Annotated in this window: 17 protein-coding genes; 8 read left to right on the top strand and 9 right to left on the bottom strand. The window is 36.5% G+C overall.

Annotation, left to right across the window (positions count from 1 at the left end; all coding sequences use genetic code 11):
- The first annotated feature begins 82 nt into the window (after positions 1 to 82).
- The 4 genes from yiaA to AN34_RS13770 all read left to right on the top strand — a co-directional run bounded on the left by yiaA (position 83) and on the right by AN34_RS13770 (position 3,833).
- Positions 83 to 490 carry an inner membrane protein YiaA gene (gene yiaA, locus AN34_RS13785; protein WP_029286399.1) on the top strand — a complete coding sequence of 136 codons (408 nt, stop codon included), beginning with the start codon at positions 83 to 85 and terminating at the stop codon, positions 488 to 490.
- 14 nt (positions 491 to 504) lie between these two features.
- Positions 505 to 1,209, top strand: coding sequence for a gamma-glutamyl-gamma-aminobutyrate hydrolase family protein (locus AN34_RS13780; RefSeq protein ID WP_029286397.1), 705 nt, complete (start codon positions 505 to 507; stop codon positions 1,207 to 1,209).
- Positions 1,210 to 1,410: 201 nt separating this feature from the next.
- The gene (locus AN34_RS13775; RefSeq protein WP_082468406.1) at positions 1,411 to 3,360 is read left to right on the top strand and encodes a beta-N-acetylhexosaminidase; all 1,950 of its coding nucleotides are present in this window, start codon (positions 1,411 to 1,413) and stop codon (positions 3,358 to 3,360) included.
- Positions 3,360 to 3,833, top strand: a complete 474-nt coding sequence (locus AN34_RS13770) for a CYTH domain-containing protein (RefSeq protein WP_029286393.1) — start codon at positions 3,360 to 3,362, stop codon at positions 3,831 to 3,833. Before AN34_RS13775 ends, AN34_RS13770 begins: the two co-directional genes overlap by 1 nt.
- Positions 3,834 to 4,419: 586 nt before the next feature.
- On the opposite strand, the gene AN34_RS13765 is transcribed toward AN34_RS13770, so the two are convergent.
- The 3 genes from AN34_RS13765 to AN34_RS13755 all read right to left on the bottom strand — a co-directional run bounded on the left by AN34_RS13765 (position 4,420) and on the right by AN34_RS13755 (position 7,445).
- Entirely contained in the window at positions 4,420 to 5,358 is a 939-nt protein-coding gene (locus AN34_RS13765) for an FKBP-type peptidyl-prolyl cis-trans isomerase (protein ID WP_029286391.1), read from the bottom strand.
- A gap of 68 nt (positions 5,359 to 5,426) precedes the next feature.
- Positions 5,427 to 6,398, bottom strand: coding sequence for an FKBP-type peptidyl-prolyl cis-trans isomerase (locus AN34_RS13760; RefSeq protein WP_029286389.1), 972 nt, complete (start codon positions 6,396 to 6,398; stop codon positions 5,427 to 5,429).
- A gap of 36 nt (positions 6,399 to 6,434) precedes the next feature.
- Positions 6,435 to 7,445, bottom strand: a complete 1,011-nt coding sequence (locus AN34_RS13755) for a bifunctional oligoribonuclease/PAP phosphatase NrnA (protein WP_029286387.1) — start codon at positions 7,443 to 7,445, stop codon at positions 6,435 to 6,437.
- Positions 7,446 to 7,645: 200 nt separating this feature from the next.
- Here AN34_RS13755 and AN34_RS13750 point away from each other — a divergent pair, with 200 nt between their 5' ends.
- The 3 genes from AN34_RS13750 to AN34_RS21775 all read left to right on the top strand — a co-directional run bounded on the left by AN34_RS13750 (position 7,646) and on the right by AN34_RS21775 (position 9,203).
- Positions 7,646 to 8,065 (top strand): nucleoside-diphosphate kinase, encoded by a 420-nt coding sequence (locus AN34_RS13750; RefSeq protein ID WP_025144153.1) that lies wholly within the window; start codon positions 7,646 to 7,648, stop codon positions 8,063 to 8,065.
- A gap of 129 nt (positions 8,066 to 8,194) precedes the next feature.
- Positions 8,195 to 8,968, top strand: coding sequence for an FKBP-type peptidyl-prolyl cis-trans isomerase (locus tag AN34_RS13745; RefSeq protein ID WP_029286385.1), 774 nt, complete (start codon positions 8,195 to 8,197; stop codon positions 8,966 to 8,968).
- A 58-nt stretch (positions 8,969 to 9,026) separates the two neighbouring features.
- Entirely contained in the window at positions 9,027 to 9,203 is a 177-nt protein-coding gene (locus AN34_RS21775) for a hypothetical protein (protein ID WP_197285518.1), read from the top strand.
- Positions 9,204 to 9,281: 78 nt separating this feature from the next.
- Here AN34_RS21775 and AN34_RS13740 read toward each other — a convergent pair whose 3' ends face one another.
- Positions 9,282 to 9,572 (bottom strand): DUF721 domain-containing protein, encoded by a 291-nt coding sequence (locus AN34_RS13740; RefSeq protein WP_029286383.1) that lies wholly within the window; start codon positions 9,570 to 9,572, stop codon positions 9,282 to 9,284.
- Positions 9,565 to 10,668 carry a DNA replication/repair protein RecF gene (locus tag AN34_RS13735; RefSeq protein ID WP_029286381.1) on the bottom strand — a complete coding sequence of 368 codons (1,104 nt, stop codon included), beginning with the start codon at positions 10,666 to 10,668 and terminating at the stop codon, positions 9,565 to 9,567. Before AN34_RS13735 ends, AN34_RS13740 begins: the two co-directional genes overlap by 8 nt.
- A gap of 124 nt (positions 10,669 to 10,792) precedes the next feature.
- Between AN34_RS13735 and AN34_RS13730 the strand changes: the two genes are divergently transcribed.
- Entirely contained in the window at positions 10,793 to 11,458 is a 666-nt protein-coding gene (locus AN34_RS13730; protein WP_029286379.1) for a tetratricopeptide repeat protein, read from the top strand.
- A 128-nt stretch (positions 11,459 to 11,586) separates the two neighbouring features.
- Here AN34_RS13730 and AN34_RS13725 read toward each other — a convergent pair whose 3' ends face one another.
- The 4 genes from AN34_RS13725 to AN34_RS13710 form a co-directional block, all read right to left on the bottom strand.
- Positions 11,587 to 11,871 (bottom strand): hypothetical protein, encoded by a 285-nt coding sequence (locus tag AN34_RS13725; protein ID WP_029286377.1) that lies wholly within the window; start codon positions 11,869 to 11,871, stop codon positions 11,587 to 11,589.
- 30 nt (positions 11,872 to 11,901) lie between these two features.
- Positions 11,902 to 12,462: an aminoacyl-tRNA hydrolase gene (gene pth, locus AN34_RS13720; RefSeq protein ID WP_029286375.1), complete on the bottom strand. Its 561-nt coding sequence runs from the start codon at positions 12,460 to 12,462 to the stop codon at positions 11,902 to 11,904.
- Between the two features lie 387 nt (positions 12,463 to 12,849).
- Positions 12,850 to 13,434 (bottom strand): 50S ribosomal protein L25/general stress protein Ctc, encoded by a 585-nt coding sequence (locus AN34_RS13715; protein ID WP_029286373.1) that lies wholly within the window; start codon positions 13,432 to 13,434, stop codon positions 12,850 to 12,852.
- 157 nt (positions 13,435 to 13,591) lie between these two features.
- Positions 13,592 to 14,533: a ribose-phosphate pyrophosphokinase gene (locus tag AN34_RS13710; RefSeq protein ID WP_029286371.1), complete on the bottom strand. Its 942-nt coding sequence runs from the start codon at positions 14,531 to 14,533 to the stop codon at positions 13,592 to 13,594.
- Positions 14,534 to 14,726 lie beyond the last annotated feature (193 nt).

The following is a 14,726-nucleotide window of genomic DNA, read 5'->3' as shown; positions in this document are numbered from 1 at the left end:
CAAATACTGACCAACTAAAAATTATATATCTTTAACCTTTATCATTAATAAAACAATTACATTTTTATTAAACGCTAATCAAATGAATCAAAAACCATCAAATGCATTTATAGCCGCTTCATGGATTGCCTTAGGCATTGGCATGATTGGATTTATTGTTGGCTTTTGGCGTTCAGACATGCTCCTGAATGAAAAGGGATATTATTTTACTGTTTTAATGTTTGGCCTTTTTGCTGTAATCTCCTTACAGAAAGCCGTTCGTGATAAACTGGAAGGTATTCCCGTTACTGAAATTTACTATGGCTTAAGCTGGTTCTCCACTTTACTAACCATCACCTTGCTGGTTATTGGTTTATGGAATGCCACACTTTTGCCCAGCGAAAAGGGATTTTATGCCTTTGCCTTGTTACTTTCCCTTTTCGGAGCCATCACAGTTCAAAAAAATACCAGAGATAATCAGATATTCAATAAAAATAAAGACCTCAATTAATCACGTTTGATTTAATGGCTGAAAAAATAATTATTGGCGTTACAGATTGCAGCAAATTCTCTATTTATCGTGATTGGGTATTATCATATGATAGCCGCGTAGAAGTTATTCAATTGGGTTATAAACTGAATAATTTTGAAGAGATCAGCAACTGCAATGGAATTGTATTAACTGGTGGAGAAGATGTTCATCCACGGTTTTACCATCAGCCAGAATATTATCCTTATTGCCATGAAGATGATGTTGATGAACTGCGGGATGAATTTGAATTTAAAATCCTGACCTATACAGAGGCGAATGATATTCCGGTTTTAGGTATTTGTAGGGGAATCCAGGTTGGTAATGTGTTTTTTGGTGGAACGCTAATTCCAGATATTGCAACATGGGGAAAGTTTGATCATGCTAAAATGCCCGATAAGCAAGACCGTTATCATGGAATCATCATTAATCCAACTTCTTGGTTAAAGCAAATTGTACATACTGATTTAGGTTTGGTTAACAGCAATCATCATCAAAGCACTAACAGAGTAGGAAAAGGTTTAGTGGTAAGTGCCATCTCACCAGATGGCATTGCCGAAGCGATAGAACGCCTTGAACCAGCAGGTAAATCATTTCTTTTGTTTGTGCAATGGCATCCGGAACGTTTAAAAGATCAACAAAGCCCGTTTAGCAAAAACTTACATCAGGCATTTATTCAAGCGATTATAAATCAACTATAACCTTCTTTACTTACTGTTTCCAAATTCGTAACGGTGTGGCAAAACAGTTTAAATGCTGCAATAAATAAGGGTTGATTTTGAAGATACTAAATCGACTTAGAAGGCTAACCATTTATGATTAGTGAATAGAATAATAGCTAATTCCTAACTTTTTAATAAATTGCAGATCAATAATTTTTAATTCATCAATTTAAATATTTAATGAAGAAACTATTCCTTTTGTTGTCATACTGTATTTTTACAGCCAGTTCATATGCTCAAACTTTAGTCAGTGAAACTGAAATAGGCGATGCTGAAAATGCAGTTTCAACAGCACCAATTGCCATTATTCCAGAGCCTGTTTCGCTCATGAAAAAAGCCGGGCAATTTACCTTACCTGAAAATGTGAGTATTCAGGCATCAAAAAATGAGGGTTTAAAACAGAGTATTGCTTTTTTATCAGAAAGAATTAAAACGGCTACAGGGAAATTTGTGAGCACCGTTTCTACAGCAAATCATCCTACAATTAAATTGATACTGAATACCCAAAATGATGCCCAGTTGGGTACAGAAGGATATAAGCTAAATGTTAACCCCACACAAATTATCATTATAGCCAATCAACCAGCTGGAATTTTCTGGGGTGTTCAATCGCTGATTCAACTGTTTCCGGTAGCGATAGAAAGCAAGGAACTGGTAGACAACGTAAAATGGAAATTACCTTGTGTTGATGTGGTAGATTATCCTAAATTAGGCTGGAGGGGATTGATGTTTGATGTGGCCCGTCACTTTTTCACAAAAGACGAGGTAAAGCAATTCATTGATAACATGGTTCGCTATAAATTTAATTTATTGCATTTCCACTTAACGGATGATGAGGGTTGGAGAATTGAAATTAAAGGCTTGCCTAAATTAACCGAAGTGGGTGCATGGAGTGTTAAAAAAACTGGTACTTTTGGTGATTTCATTCCACCTACTGCTGATGAGCCCAGAAATTACGGTGGTTTTTATACACAGGAAGATATTAAAGAACTGGTACAATATGCGCAAGATCGTTTTGTTAATATTATGCCAGAAATTGACGTTCCCGGTCATAGTTTAGCAGCAATTGCCTCTTATCCAGAACTATCTTGTACCCCGGATGCTGTTAATTACAAAGTTCGTTCAGGTGAGAAGATTATGGATTGGAGCCGTGGTGCTCCTCCCCTCGCTTTAGTTGATAATACACTATGCCCGGCTAATGAAAAAGTTTACTTTTTTTTGGATTCAGTGATTACACAAATAGCCAAGCTTTTTCCTTTTGAATATATCCATATGGGTGGTGATGAGGCACCGCATAATTTCTGGGAAAAGAATGATCAGGTGAAAGCGCTTATGCAAAGAGAAGGTTTAAAAACTATTCCGCAGGTACAGGCTTATTTTGAAAAACGTGTAGAGCAGATTGTGGTTTCTAAAGGCAAAAAATTTATGGGCTGGGATGAAATTTTGGAGGGTGGTGTTTCGCCTACGGCATCAGTCATGAGCTGGAGAGGTTTAAAATATGGCATTGAGGCATCAAAAGATAAGCATAACGTGGTGATGAGCCCAACTGAATTTGCCTATTTAGATTATATGCAGGCCGATGTGATCACTGAGCCAAAGGTTTATGCCTCCCTGCGATTGAATAAAGCATATCAGTTTAATCCAATACCTGCCGGCGCAGACCCTAAATATATTATCGGGGGGCAGGCTAATCTCTGGACGGAACAAATTTTCACCTTCCGCCAGGTACAATATATGGTATGGCCACGTGCCTTTGCCATTTCTGAAGCCATCTGGAGTCCTATTGAAAAGAAAAACTGGACCAGTTTCGTTGATCGTACAGAAGAGCACTTTAAAAGATTGGATTTAGCTGAAGTTAAATATTCACCAGCTATTTACGATCCGATATTCACTGTGAAACGCAGTTCTGACAAACAGTTGATGATTGAGCTAACGCCTGAAATTGATGGCTTGGATATTTATTACAGCTTCGATAATTCTATGCCAGATCGTTTCTATCCTAAATATACAACGGCTATTACGCCACCAAAAGATGCAAGTATGCTCCGTGTAATTACCTATAAAGGCAAACAACCGATGGGAAGAATGATTAGTATGCCGATTGCTGATTTACAAAAAAGAGCCAAATAATGGGAGTGGAAATCGAAAGAAAGTTTCTGGTTCATCATGACGCATGGAATATACTTGTTAAACCAAACGGGAAAGACTTAAGGCAAGGTTATATCCTAAATGATCCTGCTAAAACCATTCGGGTGAGAATAGCAGAAGCAAAGGCCTGGTTAACAATAAAGGGCATTACACTTGGCGCATCACGATTAGAATACGAATATGAAATCCCTATAGTGGAAGCGAAGGAACTACTGGATAATTTTTCGGAAGGTGAACTAGAAAAAGTCAGGTATGAAATTGATTATCAAGGAAAAATATGGGAAGTAGATGTATTCTCTGGTGATAATGATGGCTTAATTGTAGCAGAAATTGAGCTGTTATCTGAAGCCGAAGATTTTGAGTGTCCACCTTGGATTGATGTAGAAGTAACTGGCGATAAACGTTACTATAATGCCAGTCTAACTACCTATCCTTTTAAAGACTGGAAGGATTAGATAATTTTTTTATTTGTTCTTGCCGGTCGGGCTTATTTTCTTTTGGCACCAAAAGAAACAAAAGCGCCGGCTCGCAATTTTTCTGTTAAAGTCAGTGGTTTGGCTTTACTTTAACTATAGTAAGAATTGTTTAAACATAGATGCAAATATTTTCTGCATACTCGATCATTGATGCCCCTGGCTGTCATGCCGAAGTATGAGGCATCCCTAAGCTACGAAGTATAGGTTTTTCGTTAACCTGGTACCCCTATTTGATTTTTGTTTCTTTATCAAGAAAAAGAAAGACGCCCTTCTGGCTAAGACTAGACAGAGACACTAAAACAAGATTGTTTTACGCTTTGTAGTTATAAAGAATTTATCCTCATTTTCTCCTTTGCGAGAAGACCTCTTCAGCTGCCGAAGCAATCTTAATGCGATCACAATTTACGTTTAGTCGTAAGCGAGAGGCTACAACCATTTGAGAAGATACAAAGCAACCTATTTTCCTAAATCAAAATCATAAAAGAGATAGCCTCAATCGATTAAAATCAATTGAGGCTATGATGGAAAATAAAACCGGCTGTTATGGATGCAATCCGGCTATATCTTATTTAATTGCTTTTAAGTAGATGTCAAAAACCAATGGAGTAAAAGGATTAATCGGACCACCACCATTTTCTCCATAACCTAATTTGGAAGGAATAATGATTTTAATTTTTCCACCTACACCAATCATTTGAACGCCTTCAATAAATCCTGGAGCCAGTTGCCCCAAAACTAATGGACGGGCTGAATATTGCGCCATTGGCGAGTAAATACCAGCTTCTTTTGCAATCTTAGCATCTGATGTGTCAAAAACGTTGATTTTACCATCGGCCTTTTTATTAGTGAACTGACCTGTATAATCAACCATAACGGTATCTGTTAAGGTAGCACGCTGAGTGTTGCCAGGTGTTTCAATTACATATTGTAAACCTGATGCTGTTTTCTGGGTTTTCAAGTTATTATCAGCAATATATTTTGCTATTTTCGAGGCTTCATTTGCTTTATTTTTAGCAATTAAAACTTTATATTCTTCTTCAAAAAATGAACGTTTCTTTTTCTCGAAAGTAGAATCCGCTTCATTAGCAGCTTTATGCAGAACCTTTTCTATTTTAATGGTAAACGTAGAAAAATTATCTTTTGCGCCAGTAGGTTTAGGCTGACCAGAATATTTAGCCATAGAATCCAGATTCAATTTAAAAACAGCGCTATCCCCTTCACCTAATAATTTTAAAGCAGAAGCTAAATCTCCTTTAAACATCGATTTACTGATAGGAAAAAATGCTGGTCTTTCATTATCATATGTATTCACCAAGGTAGAATCACCATTTTTGGTTTCAATCACCTGAATCCCATTTAACTTAACAAAATCACCCTCTTTAATTTTAGGTTTTCCTTCGCTATTGTAAATTTTATAGGTCATATCACCCTCACCCTTTTCAAATTTATTACAGGCAGCTAAACCTAAAGTGGCCGCCAATATAATAATTACTCCTTTTTTCATCTTCTGCTATAACTTAATGCACAAAAAAAGTGTTGCTCAAATGAAACAACACTTTTTAAGTTTTAAATTTATTTTTTAACCGGCGCTGCTGCTGCTGGTGCCTTTTTAATATCTGTTATCTCTATATCAAATACAATTGGGTTGTAAGGCATAATTCCAACCTGTGGAGCACCTTGCTCACCGTATCCTAATTTAGAAGGAATGATAGCGGTGATTTTTCCACCTTTACCAACCAATTGCAATGCTTCAGTAAAACCTGGGATGGTTCCGCCCAAAGCCATTTTAGTTGGACCATATGGTCTGCCTGCCTGAAATTTATTTTCAGCTTTAGCAATTTTTTCATCACTGGTATCAAATACCGGATATTTACCTTTAGCATCTTTCTTCGCTAATCTTCCTGTATAATTCAACGTTACTGTATCGCCAAGTTGCGCACGTTCAGCACTTCCCGGAGCAGTAATAATATACTGTAATCCACTTGCAGAAGTTTTAGTTTTTAAATTGTTATCGGCAACGTATGCTTTGATTTTACCTTCTTCAGCACCTTTCTTTTTCTCTGCGGCTGCTTTAAAATCTGCTTGGAAAAATTCACTTGCTCTTTTATTAAAGGTTGAATCAGCTTCGCCTGTGTTCTTTTTGAAAACTTTCTCTACTTTAATGGTGAAAGTAATGTACTTATCATTTTTAAACTGCTCTGGTTTAGGCTGTTTGCTATAAAAAGCCATTGTATCTAAATTGATTTTAAAAGTTGCACTATCGCCTTCTCCAAATAAGGTAAGCACATCATTCATATCACCAGCGTACATTTTCTTTTGAACAGGAAAAACCTGTGGGTTTTCGTTGTCATATGTACTGCCTAAAACAGAGTCTTTATCGTTTTTCTGAATAAAATTCATTTTAACGATATCTCCTTCTTTGATTTTCTCTTTACCTTCAGAATGATGAATGGTATACAATAAGCCACCAGCACCTTTTTTCTCTTTGTTACAGGCTGCCAACCCTAATGTTGCAGCTACAAGAACAATAATTCCTTTTTTCATTTTGTATTTAAACTTTATTTAATTTGGTTATTTGCTTTACGCAATTAATTGATTTTTATACTCTTCTAAAATGGATTTGAAATCGTTTACCACATCATTCAAAGGCTTCTCTGATGCACCACCGGCAGCATTTCGATGTCCCCCACCATTAAAATATTTCTTACAGATTTCATTTGCAGGAAAATCTCCGGTAGATCTTACCGAAAGCTTCACCTTATCACTGCGTTCTATAATTAAAGCAGCAAGCTTGATTCCATTAATAGAAAGTGCGTAATTAACTATGCCTTCTGTATCACCCGTTGTGCTATTGAAACGGGCAAGTTCTTCTTTGGTTACTGCAATAATTGCAGTATTGTATGCTCTAATGATTTCAAGTTTGTTAGACAGACAATAACCCAGGAATCTTAAGCGATCTTCGCTTGCGTTATCATATACCTGTTGATGAATTTTCCAATGTTCCGCACCTAAATCAATCAGGTCTGCCGCAATTCTATATACATCAGATGTTGCGGATTCAAAACGAAACGATCCGGAATCTGTCATGATGCCTGTATATAAACAAGTTGCAACATCTTTATTAATGCCTGCTTTATCTTCCAGCTGATTGACAATAAAGTCATATACCAATTGTGCTGCCGCACAAGCGTTAATGCTCCAATGGCGGTAATCATCAAAATCTTCAGGCTCTAAATGATGATCAATCATCACTTTCTTAGCACCTGACGCCCTAACAAGCTCACCCAATTCATTAATTCGACTTAAGGTATTAAAGTCTAAACAAAAAATCAAAGCAGCTTCATCTACCAGTTTGGCAGCCTTTTCGTGCTCCTCAGTAAAAATAATTACATCAGAATTATTCGGCATCCAATGTAAAAAAGTTGGATAATCCGTTGGCGTAATTACTTTTACATGATGACCTTTTTGGATTAAATAGCCATACAAACCTAATGATGAACCCATTGCATCTCCATCTGGTTTGTGGTGCGTAGTGATAACAATTCGTTGTGGCGTAGCCAGTAAAGATTTTAACTCAGGTAGTGTAAGCATATATTTTTTGCGTTGCAAAGCTAAGTATTTTTAGTATAGGATTAAAGGATTTTAAGATTAGCGGCCTCATATATTATAAAACTGATTTTGAGTTACTTTACCTGTTCCTATCAACTTTCAGCGTAGCAGGATCTTACATAAGGTTTGTGATTATTCATCAATAAAACGTAGTTTTGCAGAAAAATTGATATTCAAACACAATGAGCACGAACAGAACTTTTACCATGATCAAGCCTGATGCAGTTGCAAACGGCCACATCGGATCGATCATAAACGACATTACCAATGCAGGTTTCAAAATCATCGCATTAAAATATACCAAATTAACTGATGAAACTGCTGGTCAGTTTTATGCCGTTCACGCTGAACGTCCTTTTTACAAAGATTTAGTAAGCTTCATGTCTTCAGGACCAATTGTTGCTGCTATCCTAGAAAAAGACAATGCTATTGAAGATTTCAGAAAATTAATTGGTGCAACAAATCCAGCTGAAGCTGCAGAAGGTACCATCCGTCAGAAATATGCCAAATCTATAGATGCGAATGCAGTTCACGGTTCAGACTCTGATGAAAATGCTGAAATTGAAGGTAATTTCTTCTTTAAGGCAGATGAGCGTTTTTAATCTATATTAAAAATATTTTAAACTAAAACCCCGATATTTTCGGGGTTTTATTGTTTTATCAATTTTGTATCTTTCAGGCTCAAAATATTCAGCATATATAACCGTTACCATACTACACCTAATTATTAAATGAAAACAATTCTCTTGGCAGCCTGCCTTTCAATCATCAACATTGCATCTTACGCACAAAGAACAGCTATTAAAAAACCTGTTGCTAAAAAGACAATAAAAACCACTACAACTAAAACCACCAGCGTTATTTCTGGTTTAAGAACTGGGTTAGATTCTACCAGCTATGCATTTGGAACTTCCATTGGTGCTGGATTAAAAACGACTGGATTATCAACATTAAACTATGATTTGCTGTTAAAAGGTTTAAAAGATTCATTTACAGGTGGAAAATTGATTTTAACACCACAACAAGCTCAGGAAAGTATCAATGCAGCCATCACTAAGGCATCAGCAGTGAAAAATAAGGCTGAAGCTGAAGCCAATAAAATTAAATACGGACCAATGATAAAAGAAGGACAAGATTTCTTAGAAGAAAACAAAAAACGCGCTGGCGTACAAACTACAGCCAGCGGGCTGCAATACGAAGTGCTAACTGCTGGAACAGGCGTTAAACCTACCGCAACAGATTCTGTTTTGGTGCATTACAAGGGAACTTTACTAAACGGGAAACAATTTGATAGTTCATACGATCGTGGTGAACCCATTAGCTTTCCCTTAAACAGAGTTATTCCAGGATGGACAGAAGGTGTACAGTTAATGCCTGCAGGATCTAAATACAAATTTTTTATCCCATACCAACTGGCTTATGGCGAACGTGGTGCCGGAGCCGATATTCCACCATATAGCGCTTTAATTTTTGAAGTTGAGTTGCTAAAAGTTAACGGTAAATAAACTCCAATTAAAACTTTATTTCGTATTGGATGTTAGCTTATAAAAAAATAACATCAGTATGAAAAAGATATTACCTGTAGCATTAATCGCATTTTTATGCACTACCTTAAGCAGTTGTGAACTTGTTGGAGGTATTTTCAAAGCCGGCGTTTGGTCAGGCATAATTGTAGTCGTAGTGGTAGTAGCACTACTGATTTGGATTCTGGCTAAAATATTTGGCGGCGGAAGAAGTTAATTTGAAAGGCACCATGGTGCTAAATCAAAATAAGAAAGCGTTGGATTTTATCGTCCGGCGCTTTCTGCTTATAGCCAGTTAAAGAAATACCATTTCGTTAATCACCACATTACCTGCGTGCTCATTTAGCTTCTGTATAATGCCCTGACGAACCATTACGAGTTCATTTTTAATCACAGATGATTCTATTCTGATGAATAATTTTTTATCCTTGATGTAAATCTGTGTAGTTCTATTGGCAATGGCCGTGCCCATAATTTCGGGCCAGATGGCTAAAATAGATGTCTCATCAAATTTTCTACGTAAGCGATACACATCCAGCATTTTACTGATGGCATCTTTCATGGTTACATCATTCGGTTTACGCATGGCTTATTTGTCCTTCCTTAACTTCAAATAAAGTTACATCAACTTCTATTTTTTCAAAAACTGATTTTACTCTTTCTTTTCCGGTATCTGTAATAAAGATCTGACCAAAATCATGGTGAGATACCATTTGCATTAATTTTTGCACGCGATGATCATCTAGCTTATCAAAAATATCATCCAATAACAGTAATGGCTTAAAACCTTTATTTTTAGCGAGATAAGCATATTGAGCCAGCTTTAATGCAATTAAAAATGACTTTTGCTGGCCTTGTGAACCAAATTTCTTCAATGGCATATCAGTAATTACAAAGGCGAGCTCATCTTTATGAATACCGGTTGTAGTGCGTTCTAACACCCGATCTTTTTCAACCGATTTTCGCAATAACTCATCAAAGGGCATATCTAAAAGTTGCGATTGATAATTTAAGGCAACTGTTTCTTTATTTTCGGTAAGGTACAGATAATACGCATTAAAAAGTGGAATAAACTCATCCATAAATGCTTTTCTGGTTGCAAAAATTTTATTCCCAGCAATTACCAATTGTTCATCCAGAATTTCCAGCAATGTTGGATCATATTTTCTGGTTAGTGCAATCTGCTTTAAGAAGGCATTTCTGTTTAAAAGAATCCGGTTATAGGCAATTAGCTGATCAAGGTAGTGTGAATCGGTCTGAGAGATTACATTATCAATAAATTTTCTTCGTTCCTCACTACCTTCCATAATTAGGTTCACATCATATGGAGAAACCATCACCACAGGAAACAAACCAATATGATCAGCAAGTTTTTCATATTCCTTTTTATTTCGTTTAAACTGCTTTTTTTGATTTCGCTTTACGCCACAGGTAATTTTATCATTTTTTTCATTGCGGTCAAAATCGCCCTGAATCATGAAAAGATCTTCTCCGGTCTTGATCTGCTGACCATCGATCGGGTTAAAATAGCTTTTACAAAGGCATAAATAATGAATCGCATCAAGCATATTGGTCTTGCCCGATCCATTATTCCCCGTAAAAACGTTTACAGTATCTGAAAATTGAAGATCTGCATCGCAATAGTTTTTAAAATTTAAAAGCGTAATATTCTTTAACCACATAAATATGGCGCAATTTACCGTTTTTTAACCTCTAAATAACTAATGTTTAATTAAATACTTCAAAATAAAGGTTGATACTTTGATTGAAAAATGTATTTTTGCAATCTTAATTTTTTAAACAAACATGTCTACAACAGATAACCAGACTACTCAACCTATTAAAAAAGGTTCATTTTTACAGGAAAATAACAAGAGCTTGCTTTTTATCGCAGGTGCCGTAGTTTTATTAATCGGTGTTTATTTTTGGTATCAAAATGTGTACTTAAAAGGCCGTGCTGAAGAGGCAGCAAGCAAAATGTTTAAAGCTGAATCTTATGTAGGTGTTGATTCGTTATATAATAAAGCAGTTAAAGGCGAAGGTGGTTACCCAGGCTTAGCGCAAATTGCTGAAGAGTATGACAATACTAAATCTGCTAATTTAGCTAACCTTTATCTTGGCGGAATTTATTTACGTAAAGGTGAATATAAACAAGCTATTGATGCATTAGGAAAATATAGCGCTACTGGCAGTCCGGTTGCAGACCCATTGGCTTTAGGTTTATTAGGCGATGCTTATAGTGAACTAAAAGATTATAAACAGGCTGCTACTTACTATAAAAAAGCATCAGATAAAGCCAGTAAATTTACTTCACCAATGTTTCTTAAAAAATTAGGATTGGTAAACGAAAATCTTAAAGATTTTAACGGTGCTGTTGATGCTTATACCAAAATTAAGACACAATACCCTGAAAGCCCTGAAGCACAATTAGTAGATGCATATATTGCCAGAGCACAAGAACAGGTTAAGTAATTTAAACATAAAGATTGAGGACCATCGAAAGATGGTCTTTTTTTATGCTTTTATTTTATTGCTCTCGCCATAAAGTCAACAAGCACATGGAATTGGTTTGCGAGTTACAAAATCAAGGAATTGATTGTTTAGAGAAATCGCATAACCAACTGCTGCCATTCTTCTTCTAAAGAAATTTGCGGTCGAATTTCTTTAGCGCTCCTATACCAATAATCTGCATTCCAAACATCACCTTCTTTACGATGTAAATAAGCATGAATTAAGGCAGAAGTAGGGTCATCTAAATGATCAACTTCATGGTGAGCCATATCCCAGTTTCCTTTTCCATCATACCAAAGTGCTGTTAATGGAACAGGCAGATCTCGTGGCAGCTGATCAGATTTTAAGGAATCTTTAAATTCGATGAAAGTCATGAAGATGAGGTTTAAGAATGATGATTGATCTTATTTATTAAAAGCAGTCATGGTATGTGCCGGACCAATCGTAACAAAACTCTTGATCAATTCTACACTTTTATCGATTAGTGCTGGCAATTCTAATTGTTCATCTTTATCAAACAAACCTAAAACGAAATCAATCTGACGACCTTTAGGGTAATCATTTCCGATACCGAACCGTAAACGGGCATAATTTTGTCCGCCACAAACTTCTTCTATGCTTTTTAAACCATTATGGCCAGCGCTAGAGCCCTGAAGTTTCAAACGCAGCTTACCCAATGGCAACGCCAGATCATCAACAATAACCAATACGTTTTCTGGTGCGATCTTTAATTCTTTCATCCAATAGTTTACGGCTTTTCCACTTAGATTCATAAAGGTGGTTGGTTTAATCACATGAAGTTTTTTTCCTTTAAAACTTACTTCAGCATAATAGGCCAACCGGATATTATCAAAACTCCCACCTAAGCCTTTAACTAATTCATCAGCAATATCAAATCCAATATTGTGCCTGGTGTGTGCATAATCCGGACCAATATTCCCCAAACCAACTATCAGATATTTCATGGTTGCAAATGTAAAAGCTTAAAGCGGAAAGACCAAAGGTAAAAAGCAGAAAGACTAAAGGTTAAAGCGGAAAGGTTAAAGCTTAAAGACTAAAGCAGAAAACGGAAAGACCAAAGCGGAAAGACAAAAAAGTAATCCTGCCAGTGTAGGAGATTGCTTCGAGGACTTTCTCAGCTAACAAAGCAATCTACTCAAAAATCATCATGCTGAATTTAGTTCAATACCTATATAGATAAGATGCTGAAACAAATTCAGGAGGACGAGTATTAATTGGTTCATCATCATTGCTTCGTGCATGATCCTTAAAATCCTTAAATCTTAAAATCCTGGTCACAAAAAAACGGCTCGAATAAATTCGAGCCGTCCCTTCTAATCAAGCAATTATGATTATTTTTTACCTTTAGCAGCTTCAGTTTCTGCTTGTTTTAATGCTCTAGACATTGCAACAGAAACGATCGTATCTTCAGGAGTATTAGTGATGGCATAACCTTCAACTTTAAGGTCACGCACACGGTATAAACTACCTACTTCTAATTTCTCTAAGCTTACTTCAACATTTTGCGGCATGTTAGAAGGCAATGCTTTGATACGTAATTTACGTAATTTCTGGATTAATTTACCCCCCATTTTAACACCTGGAGAAGTTCCAACTAATTTAACTGGAATTTCCATTACGATTTCTTTTTCATCAAATAACTGAAGAAAATCGATGTGCATTAACACGTCAGTAAGTGGGTGAAATTGAGTGTCTTTAACGATAGCTTTAGTTTTAGTACCGTTCACATCAATTTCCACAAAATTTACTTCCGGGGTATAAATAACATCTCTTAAATCAGCAATAACCACTGCTAAGTGTTGTTGCTCTTTTCCACCATACAATACCGCCGGAACCTTACCTTCGTAACGAAGTTCCTTGGCATCGCGTTTCCCTACGTTCTCTCTTGGAGAACCGCTAATTGCGATTGTTTTCATTTTATTTATATTTATTTATTTATTAGTATCAAGTTTTAAGTATAGAGTATCAAGACCTTAAGTCCTAAACTATTTAACCTTCAACTTTTTCAAACTCTTTTTTTGTTCAGCGCAAGTTGTTTTGGCCTTTTAAACGCCTATCGCAACACGCTTAACACTATACTCTAAACAAGTCGCTAATTGAACCGTGCTCATTTACATTGGCAATTGCCCGTGCAAATAAACTTGCGGTACTCAGCACCCTTATTTTTTCACTCTCCATTCTTAAAGGAATGGTATCCGTTACGATCAGTTCCGTTAACACAGAATTTTCAACCGTTTCTATCGCTTTACCTGATAATACAGCATGCGTACAAACTGCTCTTACGCTGGCAGCACCATTTTCCATAATCAAAGCCGCAGCTTTTGATAATGTTCCGGCGGTATCACAAATATCATCAATCAACACTACATCCTGCCCGGTTACATCACCAATAATCGACATAGATTCGATTTCGTTGGCACGTTTACGGCGTTTATCACAGATAATTACCTCTGCATTGAAAAACTTTGCAAAAGTTCTGGCTCTGTATGAACCACCCATATCAGGAGATGCAATAGTTAAATTTGGCAGATTTAAACTTTTAATGTAAGGCACAAATATCACTGATCCATCCAGGTGGTCTACCGGAATGTCAAAGAAACCCTGAATCTGAGCCGCATGCAAATCCATCGTCATAATGCGGTGGATACCTGCTGATTTTAATAAGTTTGCCACCAATTTAGCACCGATTGCTACACGAGGTTTGTCCTTTCTATCTTGACGGGCTAAACCATAATAAGGAACAACTGCGGTAATATAATGTGCCGATGCTCTTTTAGCCGCATCAACCATTAACAAAAGTTCCATTAAATTATCACTAGGCTGATAAGTAGATTGGATTAAAAAAACATCGCAGCCGCGGATTGATTCATCAAAAGAAGGTTGGAATTCTCCATCACTAAATTTGTGGATTGTAACATCACCAAGTGGTTTGCCGTAACTTTCGGCAATTTTTAGTGATAATCCTCGTGAACCTGTTCCGGAAAATAATTTTACCGGGTTAAACTGCAATGGCATAGTCCGTGTAGTTTACGGTTAAAAAAAAACGGATCATGTTATTTAAAAACACGATCCGATGATAAATTTGTTGTCCGACCTGGATTCGAACCAAGACAAACAGTACCAAAAACTGTCGTACTACCCTTATACTATCGGACAAACTTTCTCGAGGTTAACCCCTCGAAAGGGAATGCAAATGTAGGAAGCTTAT

The organism is Pedobacter sp. R20-19, from assembly GCF_000708265.2.
Lineage (GTDB): Bacteria > Bacteroidota > Bacteroidia > Sphingobacteriales > Sphingobacteriaceae > Pedobacter.
This window is presented reverse-complemented; position numbering and strand designations above follow the sequence as displayed.

Bases quoted from the DNA above. Each gene is read 5' to 3' on its own strand.
- yiaA (WP_029286399.1), top strand. From the start codon at position 83: ATGAATCAAAAACCATCAAATGCATTTATAGCCGCTTCATGGATTGCC.
- AN34_RS13780 (WP_029286397.1), top strand. From the start codon at position 505: ATGGCTGAAAAAATAATTATTGGCGTTACAGATTGCAGCAAATTCTCT.
- AN34_RS13775 (WP_082468406.1), top strand. From the start codon at position 1,411: ATGAAGAAACTATTCCTTTTGTTGTCATACTGTATTTTTACAGCCAGT.
- AN34_RS13770 (WP_029286393.1), top strand. From the start codon at position 3,360: ATGGGAGTGGAAATCGAAAGAAAGTTTCTGGTTCATCATGACGCATGG.
- AN34_RS13765 (WP_029286391.1), bottom strand. From the start codon at position 5,358: ATGAAAAAAGGAGTAATTATTATATTGGCGGCCACTTTAGGTTTAGCT.
- AN34_RS13760 (WP_029286389.1), bottom strand. From the start codon at position 6,398: ATGAAAAAAGGAATTATTGTTCTTGTAGCTGCAACATTAGGGTTGGCA.
- AN34_RS13755 (WP_029286387.1), bottom strand. From the start codon at position 7,445: ATGCTTACACTACCTGAGTTAAAATCTTTACTGGCTACGCCACAACGA.
- AN34_RS13750 (WP_025144153.1), top strand. From the start codon at position 7,646: ATGAGCACGAACAGAACTTTTACCATGATCAAGCCTGATGCAGTTGCA.
- AN34_RS13745 (WP_029286385.1), top strand. From the start codon at position 8,195: ATGAAAACAATTCTCTTGGCAGCCTGCCTTTCAATCATCAACATTGCA.
- AN34_RS21775 (WP_197285518.1), top strand. From the start codon at position 9,027: ATGAAAAAGATATTACCTGTAGCATTAATCGCATTTTTATGCACTACC.
- AN34_RS13740 (WP_029286383.1), bottom strand. From the start codon at position 9,572: ATGCGTAAACCGAATGATGTAACCATGAAAGATGCCATCAGTAAAATG.
- AN34_RS13735 (WP_029286381.1), bottom strand. From the start codon at position 10,668: ATGTGGTTAAAGAATATTACGCTTTTAAATTTTAAAAACTATTGCGAT.
- AN34_RS13730 (WP_029286379.1), top strand. From the start codon at position 10,793: ATGTCTACAACAGATAACCAGACTACTCAACCTATTAAAAAAGGTTCA.
- AN34_RS13725 (WP_029286377.1), bottom strand. From the start codon at position 11,871: ATGACTTTCATCGAATTTAAAGATTCCTTAAAATCTGATCAGCTGCCA.
- pth (WP_029286375.1), bottom strand. From the start codon at position 12,462: ATGAAATATCTGATAGTTGGTTTGGGGAATATTGGTCCGGATTATGCA.
- AN34_RS13715 (WP_029286373.1), bottom strand. From the start codon at position 13,434: ATGAAAACAATCGCAATTAGCGGTTCTCCAAGAGAGAACGTAGGGAAA.
- AN34_RS13710 (WP_029286371.1), bottom strand. From the start codon at position 14,533: ATGCCATTGCAGTTTAACCCGGTAAAATTATTTTCCGGAACAGGTTCA.